A 16,027-nucleotide genomic window follows, 5' to 3' on the forward strand; every position below is an offset into this window, starting at 1 on the left:
GAACTCACTCTTGAAGGGCCGCTACCTGTTGGCGGTAGCGCTGATAAACGGGTTGGTAGGCGGCGACATTGGCGGCAACTGGCCGGGTTTCGCTCGCCGGATCCAGGCTGACGCAACGTTCGCACAATTCGGCCAGGGTTTGCACGCCGGCGGATTCGCACCAGGCGGCCTGGATCGCCGCACCGAGGGCCGCGGCTTCGCTCTGGCGGGTGCAGACCACCGGGGTGTCCATGATATCGGCGACGATCTGCCGCCACACCGGGCTTTTCGAGCCGCCACCGGTCAGGCGGATACCCTGGCTTTGCAGGCCGGCTTCGCGCAGCAGGTCCAGCCCGTAACGCAGGCCGAAAGTGGTGCCCTCGACCACGGCGCGACACAGGTTGGGCTGGGTCAGGTTGGTCAGGGTCAGGCCTGACAGGCTGCCCGTGGCCTGGGGCAGGGCGGGGACCCGTTCGCCATTGAGAAACGGCAGCATGCCAATCCCCTCGGCGCCGATCGGGGCTTGTTCGACCCGGGCATTGAAGTCGTCGAGCCCGAGCTCGAACAGCTCGCGCACGGCGCCGGTGGCGTTGGTCAGGTTCATGGTGCAGATCAATGGCAGCCAACCCCCGCTGGAAGAGCAAAAGGCCGCGACCGAGGTGTGAGGGCTGACCAGCGGTCGGTCGGCATAGGCATAGACCGTACCGGAAGAGCCGAGGCTCATGGTGATGATCCCGGCCTGGATATTGCCGGTGCCGATGGCGCCCATCATGTTGTCGCCGCCGCCACTGGAGACCAGCGCGTTGGGATTGATGCCCAGCATTGCGGCGATCTCGGGAAGAACCCGAGCCACCGGCTGGTGGGCGTCGATCAGTTCCGGCAAGGCGGCCTGCAGGCGCCCGCTGGGGTCGATCTGGTGCAGTAGGGGCAGGTCCCAGCAGCGCTTGCGTACATCGAAATAGCCGCTGCCCGAGGCATCGCCGTACTCCGCGCAGCTACGGCCGGTGAGCCAGTAGTTGAGGTAATCGTGGGGCAGCAGGATATGGGCGATCCGGGCGAACAGCTCGGGATGCTGTTCCCGGGTCCAGAGTAGTTTGGACACGGTATAGCCGGGAGCGATCACCAGGCCGAGACGTTCGAGCGAGCCCTGTTCGCCTCCCAGCTGTTCCAGCAGGCGCTGGTTTTCCGGGGTGGTTTCGGTGTCGCACCAGAGCTTGGCCGGACGCAGGACCTGGCCCCGCTCATCGAGCAGGACCAGGCCGTGTTGCTGGCCGGAGACGCCGATGCCGAGGATCGCCTGGCCATCGACGGCGGCCGCGGCCAGGGCTTGTCGGGTGGATTGGACGAAAGCGTCGAGCCATTGCCCGGTGTCCTGTTCGCGGCGGCCATTGGCCTCGCTGATCATTGCATGGGGTGCCGAGCCCTGGCCCAGCACCCGACCGCTGACGGTGTCGAGGACGATGGCCTTGGTGCCTTGGGTGCCGCAGTCGATGCCGAGATAGAGTTTCTGATTCATGACGGTGCCTGGAGTTAGAGCTGGATCACTGCATCATTGTGGGCGCGGAGCTTGTCGGGTCGCCGCATCGCCGCGAAGGCGGCCTCAAGGTCGCTAACAGCTTCGCGGGCAAGCTCCGCTCCCACAGGTTCATATCCCACAGGTTCATGTTCGACCGCTAGGCCGGAACGTTGGCCAACAAATGTTCCAGTGTCTTGCTCACGCCCACTTCGCGCAAGCTGTTGAAGCAGCGTTCGAACGCCGCGATAAATTCGGCGGATTGGGGAATCGAGCTGCCGAAAATCTCCTCCACGGCGAACAGCCGTTGCACGATCAAGGTGTCATCCGCCACCAGCGCCTGACAGAATTCGGCCCGTGGGTCAGGAATGCCGTAGGTCGCGCCGTTTTCATCGACCCCCTTGAGATACAAGGCCCAGGCCGCCACCACCAGCGCCGCGCGCTCGGTCTCGCGAGCGTCGGCGATCAGTCGGTTGATGGTCGGGATGGTGAACTTGGGAAACTTCGACGAGCCATCGGAACACACCCGCTCCAACTGGTCGGCAATCGCCTGGTTGGAGAAACGCCGCACCAGGGTGTCCTTGTACTCGTCCAGGTCGATACCCGGCACCGGCGCCAGCTGCGGGGTGACGTCCAGGTCCATGTAGGCACGCATGTACTTAACGAACAGCGGATCGTTCATGGTCTCGTGGACAAACCGATAACCCTTGAGGAAACCCAGGTAGGTCAAAGCCAGGTGGCTGCCGTTGAGCAGCTTGATCTTCATCTCTTCGTAGGGGGTGACATCGTCGGTGAACTGCACGCCGACCTTTTCCCAGGCGGGGCGGCCGTTGACGAACTTGTCTTCCAGCACCCATTGCACAAAGGGTTCGCAGACCACCGGCCAGGCATCGTCGATACCGTGTTCGTCATGCAGTTGCAGGCGATGGGCGGTGCTGGTCATCGGCGTGATGCGGTCGACCATGGCATTGGGAAAGCTCACGTGGGCGGCGATCCAGTCATGCAGGTCGGCGTCGCGCAAGGCGGCGAAGGCCAGCAGCGCCTTGCGGGCCACGGCGCCGTTGTGGGGCAGGTTGTCACAGGACATCAGGGTGAAGGCCGGGATACCGGCGGCCCGGCGTTTGGCCAGGGCCGCGCAGAGAAAGCCGAAGACGGTCTGTGGTGCCTCGGGGTGGGTGAGATCGTGCTGGATCTGCGGCAGGTGCGTCATGAACTCGCCGTTGCTGTCGTCGATGCAGTAGCCACCTTCGGTGATGGTCAGCGAGACGATGCGGATCTGCGGCGAGGCGAGCTTGTCGATCAAGGCCTGGCGGTCGTCCTCGGCCAGCAGCATGTCGCTGATGGCGCCGATCACCCGGACTTCGGTGTCGTCGCTGTCGCCCAGCTCGTACAAGGTGAAAAGGTAATCCTGCCCGGCCAGGTCGTTCCGGGCGCGGCGGTCTTCGTTGCGCAGGCCGGCCCCGCAGATGGCCCAGTCCAGGCCCTCGCCGGTGTTCATCAGGGCGTCGGTGTAGTACGCCTGGTGGGCGCGATGGAAACCGCCGACGCCGATATGGACGATGCCCTGGCGGGTATCGGCCAGGTTGTAGAGGGGCAGGCGGACTTCAGGCGCCAACTGATGGAGATTCTGTTTGTTCAGTTTCATGGCTAAGGCTCTCGGCAATCAGGCGGCAGCGCGCAGCGGACGGGCGACCGCGACACCGTTGGCATCGAATAAATGGCAGTGGGCGCTGTCCAGGTGCAGTTGCAGGGTTTCTCCGTACTGGCTGGCCATATCGCCGCGGATACGCATGGTCAGGGCTTCACCCGAGGCCGTGCGCACGTGACAGAAGGTGTCGCTGCCCAGGCGTTCGCCGACATCGGCGGTGACCTGCAAGGTACAGTCGCCGGGCTTGGCGAGCTCCAGGTGTTCCGGACGAATCCCCAGGGTCACCGGGCTGCCGACGCTGAGGCCGGGGTCGCTCAGCGGCAGGCTGACGCGGGTCCCGGCCTCCAGCTCGACCTCACAGCCCTGGCCGTCGAGGCGGCTGACCTTGCCCTTGAGAAAGCCCATTTTCGGCGTACCGAGGAAGCCGGCGACGAACAGGTTGGCCGGTGCATGGTAGAGCTCAAGGGGCGAACCGACCTGCTCGACGCGTCCGCCGTTGAGTACCACCACCTTGTCGGCCAGGGTCATGGCTTCGACCTGGTCATGGGTCACGTAGATCATGGTGGCCTGCAGCTCCTTGTGCAGGCGCGCCAGTTCCAGGCGCATCTGTACCCGCAGGGCGGCGTCGAGGTTGGACAGCGGTTCGTCGAAGAGGAAGATCTTTGGATTACGCACAATGGCGCGGCCGATGGCGACCCGCTGGCGCTGGCCGCCGGAGAGTTGCTTGGGCTTGCGCTCCAGCAGCGGGCCGAGTTCCAGGATACGCGCGGCTTCGTTGACCTTGCGTTCCACCTCGGTCCTGGACTCGCCGGCCAGGTCGAGGGCGAAAGACATGTTCTTGCGTACGCTCATATGCGGGTACAGGGCGTAGGTCTGGAACACCATCGCCAGGTCGCGCTTGGCCGGGCTGACTTCGGTGATATCGCGACCGTCCAGCTCGATGGTTCCGGAGGTGACTTCCTCGAGGCCCGCGATCAGTCGCAGCAGGGTTGATTTGCCACAGCCGGACGGACCGACGAAGACCACGAACTCGCGGTCGTTCACTTGCAGGTCGATGCCTTTGATGATGGACAGGCCTTCGAAGCCTTTTTGCAGATTCTTGATTTTCAGGTTGGCCATGGTGAGGCTCCTTTTGAAGTTCGCTGAGAACCCTGTGGGAGCCGGTTTGCCGGCGATGGCGTCCGAATGGGCGTCACAAGGCTTGAGGGCCTCATCGCTGGCAAGCCAGCTCCTGCAGGTTCTGTTGTGTTCAAAAAATCGCTGATCTATTTCACGGCGCCGAAGGACAGGCCGCGGACCAACTGCTTCTGGCTGATCCAGCCGAAAATCAGGATCGGCGCACAGGCCAGGGTCGAGACGGCCGACAACTTGGCCCAGAACAGGCCCTCGGGGCTTGAATAGGAGGCGATCAAGGCGGTCAGCGGCGCGGCCTGCGAGGAGGTCAGGTTCAACGACCAGAACGCCTCGTTCCAGCACAGGATCAGCGACAGCAGCAGGGTCGAAGCCAGCCCGCCCTTGCTGATCGGCAGCAGTACCCGGACCATTTCCTGCCACAGGGTGGCCCCATCGAGGCGGGCAGCCTCGAGGATGTCCTTGGGGATGTCCTTGAAGTAGGTGTAAATCATCCAGACCACGATCGGCAGGTTGATCAGGGTGTAGATCACGATCAGCGCCAGGCGCGTGTCCAGCAGGCCGAAGGACTTGGCCAGCAGATAGATCGGCATCAGCACGCCCACTGGCGGCAGCATCTTGGTGGATAGCATCCACAGCAGGGTGCGTTTGGTTCGTTGGGTTTCATAGAACGCCATGGAGTAGGCCGCCGGCACCGCGATCAGCATGCATAGCAAGGTGGCGCTGAAGGAAATCACCACCGAGTTCCAGGCGAAGTGGAAGTAGTCGCTGCGCTCCTGGATATGCAGGTAGTTCTCCAGCGTCGGGGTGAAGAAGAACTGCGGCGGCGTGGCGAACGCGTCGATCTCGGTCTTGAAGCTGGTCAGCACCATCCAGAAGATCGGGAAGAAGATCAGGATCGCGATGGCCCAGGCCAGGGTGCCGAGCAGGACACTTTGCAGACGCCGGGATTGTTTGAGTGTGAGGGTCATGGCGCGGGCCTCAAGGCTTGTCAGTCAGGTTTTTGCCGATCATCCGTACCAGGATGATCGCCGCGATATTGGCGATGATCACCGCGATCAGGCCCCCGGCCGAAGCCATGCCGACATCGAACTGCACCAGGGCCTGGTTGTAGATCAGGTAGGCCAGGTTTGTCGAGGCATAGCCCGGACCACCGTTGGTGGTGGTGAAGATTTCCGCGAACACCGAGAGCAGGAAGATGGTTTCGATCATCACCACCACGGCGATCGGCCGGGCCAGGTGCGGCAGGGTCAGGTGCCAGAAGATCGCCACGGGACCGGCACCGTCGAGGCGCGCGGCTTCTTTCTGTTCCTGGTCGAGGGACTGCATGGCGGTCATCAGGATCAAGATGGCGAAGGGCAGCCACTGCCAGGAGACGATGATGATGATCGACAGCAGCGGGTAATGGGCCAGCCAGTCCACCGGCTGTGCGCCGAACACACGCCACAGCGCGGCGAGAATCCCCGAGACTGGGTGGAAAATCAGGTTTTTCCAGATCAGCGCCCCGACGGTGGGCATGATGAAGAAGGGCGAGATCAACAGCACCCGGACGATGCCGCGGCCGAAGAACTCACTGGCTTCCAGCAGCGCCGAAATCAGCACGCCGAACACCACGCTGATCAGCAGTACGCTGCCCACCAGCAACAGGGTATTGGTGGCGCCCGGGAGAAAGCCCGAGTCGGTCAGGAAGTAGGTGTAGTTTTCCAGCCCGACGAACTGGTTCTCGCCCGGATAGAGCAGGTTGTAGCGGATCAGCGAAAAGTAAACGGTCATGCCCAGGGGCACGATCATCCACAGCAGCAACAGGCCGACTGATGGTGAGACCAGGAACCAGCCAGGGTTGCGCAGACGGCTTTTACGCAGCGGCTGGGGTATATCCATATGGGCTTTGGCAGTGGAGGTATTCATGGTGTTCAAAACCGATTAAGTGCAAGGAGCGGGCAATCTCAGTCCTTCGGGAGGCGAGCTTGTGTGGGAGCGGAGCTTGTCGGGACGCCGCACCGCCAAGCTTTTAGCGATCTTGAGGGCGCCTTCGCGAGCAAGCTCTGCTCCTACAGGGGACGGTGTGTTGTCCCCGAACCGGGTTACTTCGGATAACCCGCGCGTTTCATTTCGCGTTCGGTGAAGGTCTGGGCGTCGGCCAGGGCCTTGTCGACCGTGGTCTGGCCGGTCAGGGCAGCGGAGAATTGCTTGCCGACCTGGGTGCCGATGGCCTGGAACTCAGGAATGGTCACCAGCTGGATCCCGACATAAGGCACGGGTTTGGCGCTCGGGTCTTTCGGGTTGGCGGCCTTGAGCGATTCCAGGGTGATCCTGGCGAACGGCGCGGCCTTCATGTAGGCATCGCTGTAGGTCGAGGCGCGAGTGCCTGGCGGTACGTTGGCAATGCCGTCTTCCTTGGCCACCAGGGCCCCGTATTCCTTGGAAGTGGCCCAGCTGCTGAAGACTTTCGCCGCGTCCTTGGCCTTGGAGCTGGTCGGGATCGCCAGGGCCCAGGAGTAGAGCCAGGCCGAGCCTTTCTCGGTGACCTGATGCGGTGCGTAGGTAAAGCCGACATGGTCGCTGACCTTGCTCTGGGTCTTGTCGGTGACGAAGGAACCGGCCACGCTGGCGTCGACCCAGATGGCGCACTTGCCGCTGTTGAACAACGCCAGGTTTTCGTTGAAGCCGTTGCTCGAAGCGCCCGGCGGGCCGGCCTTTTTCATGGTGTCGACGTAGAAGTTCAGGGCGTTCTTCCACTCCGGACCGTTGAATTCCGGCTGCCATTTCTCATCGAACCAGCGGGCGCCGTAGGCATTGGCCATGGTGGTGATCAGGGCCATGTTCTCGCCCCAGCCGGCCTTGCCCCGCAGGCAGATACCGTATTGCTCCTTGTCGGGGTGGTTGAGTTTGCCGGCGAATTCGCCGATCTGTTCCCAGGTCGGACGCTCGGGCATGGTCAGGCCGGCGTCCTTGAACAGGTCGGTGCGGTAGTAGGTCATGGAGCTTTCGGCGTAGAACGGCAGGGCGAACAGGGTGCCCTTGACGGAAAGACCGTCACGCACCGACGGAAATACATCGTCGATATCGTAGCTGGCGGGCAGGTTGTTCATCGGTTCCAGCCAGCCTTTGGCGCCCCAGAGTGCCGCTTCGTACATGCCGATGGTCAGCACGTCGAACTGGCCGCCCTGGGTGGCGATGTCGGTGGTCAGGCGTTGGCGCAGGACGTTTTCTTCCAGGACCACCCAGTTCAACTTGATGTCCGGGTGCTCGGCTTCGAAGGTTTTCGACAGCTTCTGCATGCGGATCATATCGCTGTTGTTGACGGTGGCGATGGTCAGAGTCTGGGCGGCTAGGCTGACGCCGCTGAGGGTGAGGCCGGTGGTGACAAGCAGTGCGGTGGCAATGGCTTTCATCGAACACTCCTCTTCATTACGCACGGAGGCGCTGAAGGTCAGTTTATTGTTGTTGTGTCTTCCGGTGCCCAGGAAGAATCTGGCATTGATTACAGCCCTCTAACGCTGTCCTGACAAATCCTTGACGACACTTCGTTCGGTACTTTTTTGCACTGGGGCAGAATGTCGCAGGTCGGCGAAATAGCTGATCGAGGCAGGGGAGTGGGGATTTACGGGGGGATAAGGGGGTGAATCCGTACATATTATGGGCGCCCCGGTGTCCTGCAATGGGGGGGGCAATGACGGCGGTGAATGTAACGCCGCCATCGCCAGCAAAGCTACTCTGGCAATTGAAGCGCTTCCAGCGCCGTTTCAGTTTCAGCCAGCTTGAGTTCCAGGGTTTGAACGAGCACCTGCTGGTCTGTGACCCTGAGCTTGAGCAACCCTGCGTCCTCCTGCGCTACCCGCAGGCGCTCCCCAAGCAAGGTGCTCGTATTCTCCAGCGCTCGCGTCTGCTGAATCTGTTGCTCCGCGCGTAGCCGCTCTTTTTCCAGTTGCTCCTGCGCCAGCTTGAGCGCCTTCGTGGTTCCCCGGTTCTGTGCCAACAGCCGTTCATTATCACGGTGCAACTGGGTGATCTCGTCCTGGCGCACCAGCGCACTCTGCTGGGCCTGGCGCAACTCCATCTGCACTTGTTGAACCTGCGCTTCATGGCGGCGCTGTTCCTGATCGCGCTGGTCGCGGGCGGCACTGCGGAAATGTTCCAGTGCCTCGCGGGCATGCAGGTGCTTGTCCTCCAGGGAGCGGATCTGCTGATCCTTGTCCTTGAGACGCAATTCGTAATCGCTGCAGGCCTGGCTCAGCCCGGCGTTGCGGGTTTGCTCGGTTTGCAGCATCGAACGGGTGGCGAGCAGGTTGCTTGACTCGCCGGCCAGGGCCGCGCCCTGGATCTCGAACTGACGCCGCTGTTGCTCCAACTGTTCGGCCATCTCTGCCAATTGCGCCTGCCATTCGGCTTGTTTCGCCGCCAGTTGCGCCCGGGCCTGCTCGACAGGTTCCCGAGCCTGTTCCTGGAGACGCTGCGCCAGCCGCGAGACCAGTTCGCCCAGTTCTTCGTCGAGTGACTCCACGGGTGCGACACGGCGCGTATCGGTGTCATCCAGTTCCTTGAGATAGCGGTGGATGGTGGTCTTGGAACCGGTGTTGCCCATTTCGATACGTACCGCATCGATGCTCGGGTGCTCACCACGAGCGAGGATCGCCAAGCGTGCTGTTTGCACCACTGCCTTGTTTACGCCGCCACGAGCCATATGCTCTCCTACGATTTCATACTGTGGTACGTACCATGTATATACATAGCATATAGATTAATATGAAAAGCTGATATTTGAAATTATTGACACGGGATATACTGGTATTACCCCGTGTGATAGGCGTTTTTCGCGATTTTGCCCTGGGAATCAGTACGAATGCCGGGAATCGAGGCCATGAACGAGCTGGACCGCTACCTGCAAGCGGCGACGCGGGACAACACCCGTCGCAGCTATCAGGCCGCCATAGAGCATTTCGAAGTGAGTTGGGGCGGCTTCCTGCCGGCCACCAGCGACAGCGTGGTGCGCTACCTGATGGCCCATGCCGGAGTACTCTCGATCAATACGCTGAAGCTGCGGCTGTCAGCCCTGGCGCAATGGCACAACAGCCAGGGTTTCGCCGATCCGACCAAAGCACCGCTGGTGCGCAAGGTATTCAAGGGCATTCGCGCCCTGCACCCGGCACGGGAGAAACAAGCCGAACCGCTCCAGTTGCAGCACCTCGAGCAAGTTGTCGGCAGTCTCGATGCGCAAGCGACCCGGGCCCTGGCCGCCGATGATCGGCCGCTGCTGTTGCGTGCCCGGCGTGACAAGGCGCTGATCCTGCTGGGCTTCTGGCGGGGCTTTCGCAGCGACGAGCTCTGTCGCCTGGAGATCGAGCATGTCCGCGCCGTGGCAGGTGCAGGCATGACGCTGTATCTGCCGCGCAGCAAAAGCGATCGCGACAACCTCGGTCAGACCTACCAGGCTCCGGCCTTGCAGCGCCTGTGTCCGGTGCAGGCTTATATCGACTGGATCAACAGCGCCGCGCTGGTGCGCGGACCGGTGTTTCGCAGCATTGACCGCTGGGGGCATCTCCGTGAGGAGGGTTTGCACGTCAACAGCGTTATCCCCTTGCTGCGCCAGGCCCTGGAGTGCGCCGGGATTGCCGCCGAACACTACACCAGCCATTCGTTGCGCCGTGGCTTCGCCACCTGGGCCCACCGCAGCGGCTGGGACCTGAAGTCGCTGATGAGTTATGTCGGCTGGAAGGACATGAAATCGGCTATGCGTTATATCGAGGCCAGCCCCTTTCCAGGCATGGGACTGATCATCGAAAAGCCGGTCGATCAGGGATCATAAGATTTCTTCTATCAATACTGTCTGCTCATAGCGAAAACCAATCGCGAGCATCAGCTTTGCCAATGAGCCAGAACGCCGAAGAATGGCTAGGATTCTCCCATCAACTTCTTAACCCCTGACGGAGAGTCAACGATGCCTATCATCAACAGCCAAGTTAAACCGTTCAAAGCAACCGCTTTCAAAAACGGCGAGTTCATCGACGTTTCGGACGCTGACCTGAAAGGCAAATGGTCGGTCGTGTTTTTCTACCCGGCCGACTTCACCTTCGTTTGCCCAACCGAACTGGAAGACTTGGCTGACAACTACGCCACATTCCAGAAACTGGGCGTTGAAATCTACAGCGTGTCGACCGACACCCACTTTGCCCACGCTGCCTGGCACAACACTTCGCCAGCCATCGGCAAAATCCAGTACACCATGATCGGCGACCCGACCCTGACCATTTCCCGCAACTTCGACGTCCTGATCGAAGAAGCCGGCCTGGCCGACCGCGGTACTTTCGTGATCAACCCGCAAGGCCAGATCAAGATCGTCGAACTCAACGATGGCGGCGTAGGTCGTGACGCTTCCGAGCTGCTGCGCAAGATCAAGGCCGCTCAGTACGTTGCCGCTCACCCGGGCGAAGTCTGCCCAGCCAAGTGGAAAGAAGGCGAGGCTACCCTAGCCCCATCCCTGGACCTGGTCGGCAAGATCTAAGTCCGTGAGTGATTCAAGGGCGGTCATCCGCACCTCATAAGTCAGCCGCACCGCCCCATAACGCCCGGGTGGTAATCACCTGGGCGTTGTTATTTCTACAGTACTGAAAAAGGGAAATCGCCCGCATGTTGGACGCCAATCTTAAAGCCCAGTTGAAGTCGTACCTGGAACGGGTTACGCAACCGATCGAGATCGTCGCCTCCCTTGATGACGGCGCGAAATCTCAGGAGATGCTCGCACTGCTCGAGGAAGTCGCCAGTCTTTCCACCCATATCACCTTGTTGGACAACGGTACCGATGGGCGCAAGCCGTCGTTCTCGTTGAATCGCCCGGGAGCCGATATCAGCCTGCGTTTCGCCGGCATCCCCATGGGTCACGAATTCACTTCGCTGGTGCTGGCCCTGCTGCAAGTCGGCGGCCACCCTTCGAAAGCCAGTGTCGAAGTAATCGAACAGATCCGCTCGCTCAAGGGTGAGTTCAACTTCGAGACTTATTTCTCGCTGTCCTGCCAGAACTGCCCGGACGTGGTCCAGGCGTTGAACCTGATGGCGGTGCTGAACCCGAACATCCGTCACGTCGCCATCGACGGTGCGTTGTTCCAGGATGAAGTCAGCGATCGCAAGATCATGGCCGTGCCAAGTGTCTACCTCAACGGTGTGAACTTTGGCCAGGGCCGTATGGGCCTCGAGGAAATCCTCGGCAAGCTCGACACCGGTGCCATTGAGAAACAAGCGGAAAAAATCAGCGCCAAGGACGCCTTCGATGTGCTGGTGGTCGGCGGTGGCCCAGCCGGTGCGGCAGCGGCGATCTATGCGGCACGCAAGGGTATTCGCACCGGTGTCGCGGCGGAGCGTTTCGGTGGCCAGGTGCTGGACACCATGGCAATCGAGAACTTTATCTCGGTCCAGGAAACCGAAGGACCGAAACTGGCCAGCGCCCTGGAAGAGCATGTCCGCCAGTACGATGTCGATATCATGAACCTGCAGCGCGCCAGTGCCCTGGTGCCGGCGAAGAATGCCGGCGGGCTGCACGAAGTGCGCTTTGAAAGCGGTGCCAGTCTCAAGGCCAGGACCGTGATCCTCGCCACCGGCGCCCGCTGGCGCGAAATGGGCGTGCCGGGCGAGCAGGAATACAAGGCCAAGGGCGTGTGCTTCTGCCCACACTGTGACGGCCCGCTATTCAAGGGTAAGCGTGTTGCGGTGATCGGCGGCGGCAACTCCGGTGTCGAGGCGGCCATCGACCTGGCCGGTATCGTCAGCCATGTGACGCTGTTGGAGTTCGACAGCAAGCTGCGCGCCGATGCCGTGCTGCAACGCAAGCTGCATAGCCTGCCGAACGTCAAGGTCGTAACCAGCGCGTTGACCAGCGAAGTCAAGGGCGATGGGCAGAAGGTCACCGGCCTGGTCTACAAGGACCGCGATTCGGCTGAGTTCCACACCGTCGACCTGGAAGGCATCTTTGTGCAGATCGGCCTGTTGCCGAACACCGACTGGCTCAAGGGCAGCGTCGAGCTGTCGCCGCGCGGCGAGATCATCGTCGATGCCCGTGGTGAAACCTCGTTGCCTGGCATTTTCGCGGCCGGTGACGTCACCACGGTGCCGTACAAGCAGATCGTGATCGCGGTGGGCGAGGGGGCCAAGGCTTCGCTGAGTGCTTTCGACCACCTGATCCGTACCTCCGCGCCGGCTTGAAATACGCAGGCATTGTCGGAGCGGAGCTTGCCCGCGAAGAGGCCCTTAAGACCGCTAAAAGCTTCGCGGGCAAGCTCCGCTCCCACAGGTTCGGTGATGCCTGAAGTTCGTAGAAAAAAGCCCCATGAATCCTCGATTCATGGGGCTCTTTCTTTACCGGGCGCTATCAGGCGTCTTGCAGCGGTGCCGGCTGGATGATTTCCACCCAGTAGGCGTCCGGGTCCTTCACAAAGGCCAGGCTCTTCATGCGACCGTCGGTCAGGCGTTTCTGAAACTCGACGCCCAGTTCTTCAAAGCGCGCGCAGGCAGCACGAATGTCCGGCACCGAGATACAGATATGGCCGAAGCCCCGTGGGTCGGTATTGCCGTTGTGGTAGGTAAAGTCGGGATCGCTTTCAGTGCCATGGTTATGGGTCAGTTCCAGGATGCCGGGAATCGACTTCATCCATTGGGTCCGCTCGGCGGCGTCGGCAGGGATCTGCGCCTTGTCCACCAGGGCGAGGAAATACAGGCTGAATTCCGCTTCCGGAAAATCACGTTTCTCCACCAGGGAGAAACCCAGTACACGGGTGTAGAAGTCCAGGGACTTGGTGGCGTCCTTGACCCGCAGCATGGTGTGGTTGAACACGAAGCCCTGGGTGGCAGTGTCGGGTTGGGCGGTGACGCCGGGAAAGGTGTTCAGGTCTTGCAGGCTCATGGGCTCTCCGCAAAGCAGGTGAAAAAATCGGGCGATCATGGACGCGGCAGGCAGACTCGCCGATTCCGATCCTGTGGGGCTGGATCATACTGAACCGGGGGCGCAGGCGCCAAATTCGGACGGGATGTATTCTAGCCTTGAGCACAAGCAAACCGGGTAATAGCGGGCTATTTCAGTTTTGTCGGAAAGTTATAGAGAAGTGTATAAAGCGTGCCGGAGAGGCATAAAGAAGCCCGCCGAAGCGGGCATGGGGCGCTAATCCTTTAGCAGCTTTCATCCTGTAAGAATCGATGTGAAAAAAGTGTGAAGGGTGTGAACAAGCTGTATCTCATCCGACAGGCGTAGTTGAGCGCAGGTTTTTGCACGAGTCGCTGTGAGAAATTTTTTACAAGCAATTAATGTCCAGGTCCCGGTATAACGGGCAGAGCGTCGTTTTTGAGTTCTGCATTCCCGACGTTTATCGCCGAGCGGGAACTCTTGGCCGAAAGGATTGTCGTCGCCATGAGCGATATTCAAGTTATTGTCGCGGCCATGAGGCGTGGCTTTGTGGCTCCTGACGATCAGAAAAAAGCCCTGCCTGAGCAGGGCTTTTGCGTTGAGGCGTAAAGTCAGCCACGCAACCAGGAATCCACGGTTGCGGCACCGAATTGTTCTTTCCAGGCTTTGAGGCCGCGGTGATTGCCGCCCTTGGTCTCGATCAGCTCACCGGTATGGGGGTTCTGGTAGACCTTGACCACGCGGGCGCGCCGCTGCTTGGGCGCTGCGGCACCAAACCGGCCTGGGTTGGGGTCGAGGATCGCGATGATGTCGCGCAAGCTCTTATCATAGGCCTTCATCAGGCCCTTGAGTTTTTCCTCGAACTCGATTTCTTTTTTGAGTCCCGCATCGTTCTTCAGGGCCTCCAGCTGGGCGAGTTGCGCTTTAAGGGCTTGTTCTGCGGCACGAAATTCGGCGAGTTTGGACAAGATGTTTATCTCCACGAGTTGTATTCGGCTGCCATCTACCTAAAACAAAACGACAAGCCAATGCTTGCAACGGCTTTCGTCACGCGTATGCACCTGGGTGTGGCAGTGCGGAAAGTTACTTATAAGTCTGGGGGGCTTCCTGTCAATTTACTGCTGGCATGAAAAAGTGTAGTAGTTATCAGGCCAAGAGTAAATAACGCACGTTAGACGTTGAAGCAATACCGTTAGACAAGTGTCGCTGACTTATTCTGACAGCGCGACTTTATCCTCTTGCGCGCTGACCTGCCGTTTGAAATTGTTAAGAAAATCCTCCGCCGGCAATGGTTTGCCAAACAAGTAGCCCTGGAGGAATCCAACGCCCCGAGAGGTCAGGTAGTCGCGCTGTGCTGGCGTTTCGACACCTTCGGCGACGATGCCCAGTTCGAGCTTGGCGCTCAATTCGATAATGCTGTCCAGGATATGCCCGGACAACGCATCGGCGCCGATCATGGCCACGAAGCTCTGGTCGATTTTCAGGTAATCGACATTGAACTGGCGCAAATAACTGAGGCTTGAATGCCCGGTGCCGAAGTCGTCAATGGCAATCATCACGCCCATGTCGCGCAACGCGGCGAACAATTGCTGGGCAACGGCACTGGGTTCGATCAGTTCCCGTTCCGTCAACTCCAGTACCAGGCGCACCTGGCCAGGGCTAAAGGCTTTGATAAAGTCGCGGCAGTCGTCCAGCAGTTCGAGGTCCTGGCAATGTCGGGCGGTGATATTCACCCCCACGTGAAAACCGGGCTCAAAGGTCGCTGCATGGGGGGCGAGCAAGGTGGCAGTCTGTTGCAGCAATGAACGGGTCATTGGCACGATCAGGCCGGAGTCTTCCGCCAGGGGTATGAACAGATCCGGACGCACCAGGCCCTCACGGGGATGCTGCCAGCGCATCAGTACCTCCGCTCCGGCCCATTGCTGGGTCTCGCTGCGCACCACCGGCTGGAAATAAGGAATGAATTCACGGGCTTCGAGGGCTCGCCGGAGCTCGTGGGTCGGTGCGTTGGAACGCTTCTGCAACCAGCGCGCGGTGGCCCCGGCCAGCACCCCGAACACCAGCAGCAGCGCGATCAGGGCCGAATACTCCTTGCCGACGTAACGCCAGGCCTCTCCCGCCGGGAAGCCGGAGCTGACGCTGAAGGGGAAGCGAGTGGAGGACAGGTTCGCCTGTCCGACGGTAAACCCGGGTGCCTCGCCCTCGCGGACCTGGCCCTCGCCGGAGATCCAGACATTGCCGACCTGCAGGCGCAAGCCGGCTTCACGTCCGATCAGGCGCAGGATATTGGCCAGGTGATAACCGTCGATGCTGACCATGGCGGCACCTTTGCCGTCCTGCAGGCGGTAGACCAGTAGCGAGGACTTGGGCGTGACCGGATTGCCGTTCATCAGCCAGAGCGTACCGTCGACATAGTCGGCCGGGTTGACCGCTTCCTGATAAGGCCCGAACAATGAGGTGCAATACAGGTTGTTGTTCCAGGCCAGGTTCGCGGCCCGGACAAAGGGCTGCCTAGTGACCTGCTCGCGCAGGGCCAGCTTGACCTCGTCGCAGGGCTGACCGGCCAGGGGCAGGATGATATTGGCGGACTCGGCGGCATTGTCGAGCATCAGGTCGAACTGCTTCAGGGCCTCGCCGGCGGTTTTTTCGGCGTCCTGGCTCAAGGTCTGACCGGCTTGCCAATGCAGGATGACAAGCCCGGAGAGAATCGGCAGCAGGCCGATCAACAGGCTCAAGGCGTAACGGGCGATCCAGGAGCGGGAACCTTTGGCGGTCAATGGCATTGAAGGAAACCTGTAGGGGCAAGGGCGCCTGGAAGCGCAATGCTGACGCATACCTTGTGGGAGCAGGATTTACCGGAACGCCGGAC

Annotated in this window: 13 protein-coding genes; 3 read left to right on the forward strand and 10 right to left on the reverse strand. The window is 60.8% G+C overall.

Translation table 11 applies throughout. From position 1 onward, the window contains the following. Window positions 1–4: 4 nt before the first annotated feature. The 7 genes from xylB to M5B99_RS05760 all read right to left on the reverse strand — a co-directional run bounded on the left by xylB (window position 5) and on the right by M5B99_RS05760 (window position 8,955). Window positions 5–1,495, reverse strand: a complete 1,491-nt coding sequence (xylB, locus tag M5B99_RS05730) for a xylulokinase (protein WP_248803075.1) — start codon at window positions 1,493–1,495, stop codon at window positions 5–7. 157 nt (window positions 1,496–1,652) lie between these two features. Then, window positions 1,653–3,137 carry a mannitol dehydrogenase family protein gene (locus M5B99_RS05735; RefSeq protein WP_248803076.1) on the reverse strand — a complete coding sequence of 495 codons (1,485 nt, stop codon included), beginning with the start codon at window positions 3,135–3,137 and terminating at the stop codon, window positions 1,653–1,655. Between the two features lie 18 nt (window positions 3,138–3,155). Further along, window positions 3,156–4,259 (reverse strand): ABC transporter ATP-binding protein, encoded by a 1,104-nt coding sequence (locus tag M5B99_RS05740; RefSeq protein ID WP_248803077.1) that lies wholly within the window; start codon window positions 4,257–4,259, stop codon window positions 3,156–3,158. Between the two features lie 146 nt (window positions 4,260–4,405). Further along, window positions 4,406–5,242 carry a carbohydrate ABC transporter permease gene (locus M5B99_RS05745; protein ID WP_100941163.1) on the reverse strand — a complete coding sequence of 279 codons (837 nt, stop codon included), beginning with the start codon at window positions 5,240–5,242 and terminating at the stop codon, window positions 4,406–4,408. Between the two features lie 10 nt (window positions 5,243–5,252). Further along, a complete protein-coding gene (locus M5B99_RS05750; protein WP_100941177.1) occupies window positions 5,253–6,179 on the reverse strand; it encodes a carbohydrate ABC transporter permease in 927 nt (308 codons plus the stop codon). A gap of 176 nt (window positions 6,180–6,355) precedes the next feature. Next, a complete protein-coding gene (locus M5B99_RS05755; protein ID WP_248803078.1) occupies window positions 6,356–7,666 on the reverse strand; it encodes an ABC transporter substrate-binding protein in 1,311 nt (436 codons plus the stop codon). 317 nt (window positions 7,667–7,983) lie between these two features. After that, a complete protein-coding gene (locus M5B99_RS05760) occupies window positions 7,984–8,955 on the reverse strand; it encodes a DNA-binding protein (protein ID WP_248803079.1) in 972 nt (323 codons plus the stop codon). Window positions 8,956–9,132: 177 nt separating this feature from the next. Between M5B99_RS05760 and M5B99_RS05765 the strand changes: the two genes are divergently transcribed. The 3 genes from M5B99_RS05765 (at window position 9,133) to ahpF (ending at window position 12,464) form a co-directional block, all read left to right on the forward strand. Continuing rightward, the gene (locus M5B99_RS05765) at window positions 9,133–10,077 is read left to right on the forward strand and encodes a site-specific integrase (RefSeq protein ID WP_248803080.1); all 945 of its coding nucleotides are present in this window, start codon (window positions 9,133–9,135) and stop codon (window positions 10,075–10,077) included. Window positions 10,078–10,209: 132 nt separating this feature from the next. Then, complete coding sequence (ahpC, locus tag M5B99_RS05770; RefSeq protein ID WP_248795807.1) at window positions 10,210–10,773, forward strand: alkyl hydroperoxide reductase subunit C; 564 nt, start codon at window positions 10,210–10,212, stop codon at window positions 10,771–10,773. A 125-nt stretch (window positions 10,774–10,898) separates the two neighbouring features. Next, entirely contained in the window at window positions 10,899–12,464 is a 1,566-nt protein-coding gene (gene ahpF, locus M5B99_RS05775; protein WP_248803081.1) for an alkyl hydroperoxide reductase subunit F, read from the forward strand. A gap of 166 nt (window positions 12,465–12,630) precedes the next feature. Here the strand turns inward: ahpF and gloA are convergent, their stop codons facing one another. From gloA to M5B99_RS05790, 3 genes are all read right to left on the reverse strand, one after another. Further along, window positions 12,631–13,161 carry a lactoylglutathione lyase gene (gene gloA / locus M5B99_RS05780; protein ID WP_248803082.1) on the reverse strand — a complete coding sequence of 177 codons (531 nt, stop codon included), beginning with the start codon at window positions 13,159–13,161 and terminating at the stop codon, window positions 12,631–12,633. Between the two features lie 608 nt (window positions 13,162–13,769). Then, window positions 13,770–14,126, reverse strand: a complete 357-nt coding sequence (locus M5B99_RS05785) for a histone-like nucleoid-structuring protein, MvaT/MvaU family (protein WP_248803083.1) — start codon at window positions 14,124–14,126, stop codon at window positions 13,770–13,772. Window positions 14,127–14,369: 243 nt separating this feature from the next. Next, window positions 14,370–15,941 (reverse strand): EAL domain-containing protein, encoded by a 1,572-nt coding sequence (locus M5B99_RS05790; RefSeq protein ID WP_248803084.1) that lies wholly within the window; start codon window positions 15,939–15,941, stop codon window positions 14,370–14,372. Window positions 15,942–16,027 lie beyond the last annotated feature (86 nt).

The sequence above is a fragment of the Pseudomonas sp. MWU13-2100 genome, assembly GCF_023242365.1.
Classification (GTDB): Bacteria; Pseudomonadota; Gammaproteobacteria; order Pseudomonadales; family Pseudomonadaceae; genus Aquipseudomonas.

What these genes read in the sequence shown, in the direction of transcription:
- xylB (WP_248803075.1), bottom strand. Translation starts at nt 1,495, where the DNA reads ATGAATCAGAAACTCTATCTCGGCATCGACTGCGGCACCCAAGGCACC.
- M5B99_RS05735 (WP_248803076.1), bottom strand. Translation starts at nt 3,137, where the DNA reads ATGAAACTGAACAAACAGAATCTCCATCAGTTGGCGCCTGAAGTCCGC.
- M5B99_RS05740 (WP_248803077.1), bottom strand. Translation starts at nt 4,259, where the DNA reads ATGGCCAACCTGAAAATCAAGAATCTGCAAAAAGGCTTCGAAGGCCTG.
- M5B99_RS05745 (WP_100941163.1), bottom strand. Translation starts at nt 5,242, where the DNA reads ATGACCCTCACACTCAAACAATCCCGGCGTCTGCAAAGTGTCCTGCTC.
- M5B99_RS05750 (WP_100941177.1), bottom strand. Translation starts at nt 6,179, where the DNA reads ATGAATACCTCCACTGCCAAAGCCCATATGGATATACCCCAGCCGCTG.
- M5B99_RS05755 (WP_248803078.1), bottom strand. Translation starts at nt 7,666, where the DNA reads ATGAAAGCCATTGCCACCGCACTGCTTGTCACCACCGGCCTCACCCTC.
- M5B99_RS05760 (WP_248803079.1), bottom strand. Translation starts at nt 8,955, where the DNA reads ATGGCTCGTGGCGGCGTAAACAAGGCAGTGGTGCAAACAGCACGCTTG.
- M5B99_RS05765 (WP_248803080.1), top strand. Translation starts at nt 9,133, where the DNA reads ATGAACGAGCTGGACCGCTACCTGCAAGCGGCGACGCGGGACAACACC.
- ahpC (WP_248795807.1), top strand. Translation starts at nt 10,210, where the DNA reads ATGCCTATCATCAACAGCCAAGTTAAACCGTTCAAAGCAACCGCTTTC.
- ahpF (WP_248803081.1), top strand. Translation starts at nt 10,899, where the DNA reads ATGTTGGACGCCAATCTTAAAGCCCAGTTGAAGTCGTACCTGGAACGG.
- gloA (WP_248803082.1), bottom strand. Translation starts at nt 13,161, where the DNA reads ATGAGCCTGCAAGACCTGAACACCTTTCCCGGCGTCACCGCCCAACCC.
- M5B99_RS05790 (WP_248803084.1), bottom strand. Translation starts at nt 15,941, where the DNA reads ATGCCATTGACCGCCAAAGGTTCCCGCTCCTGGATCGCCCGTTACGCC.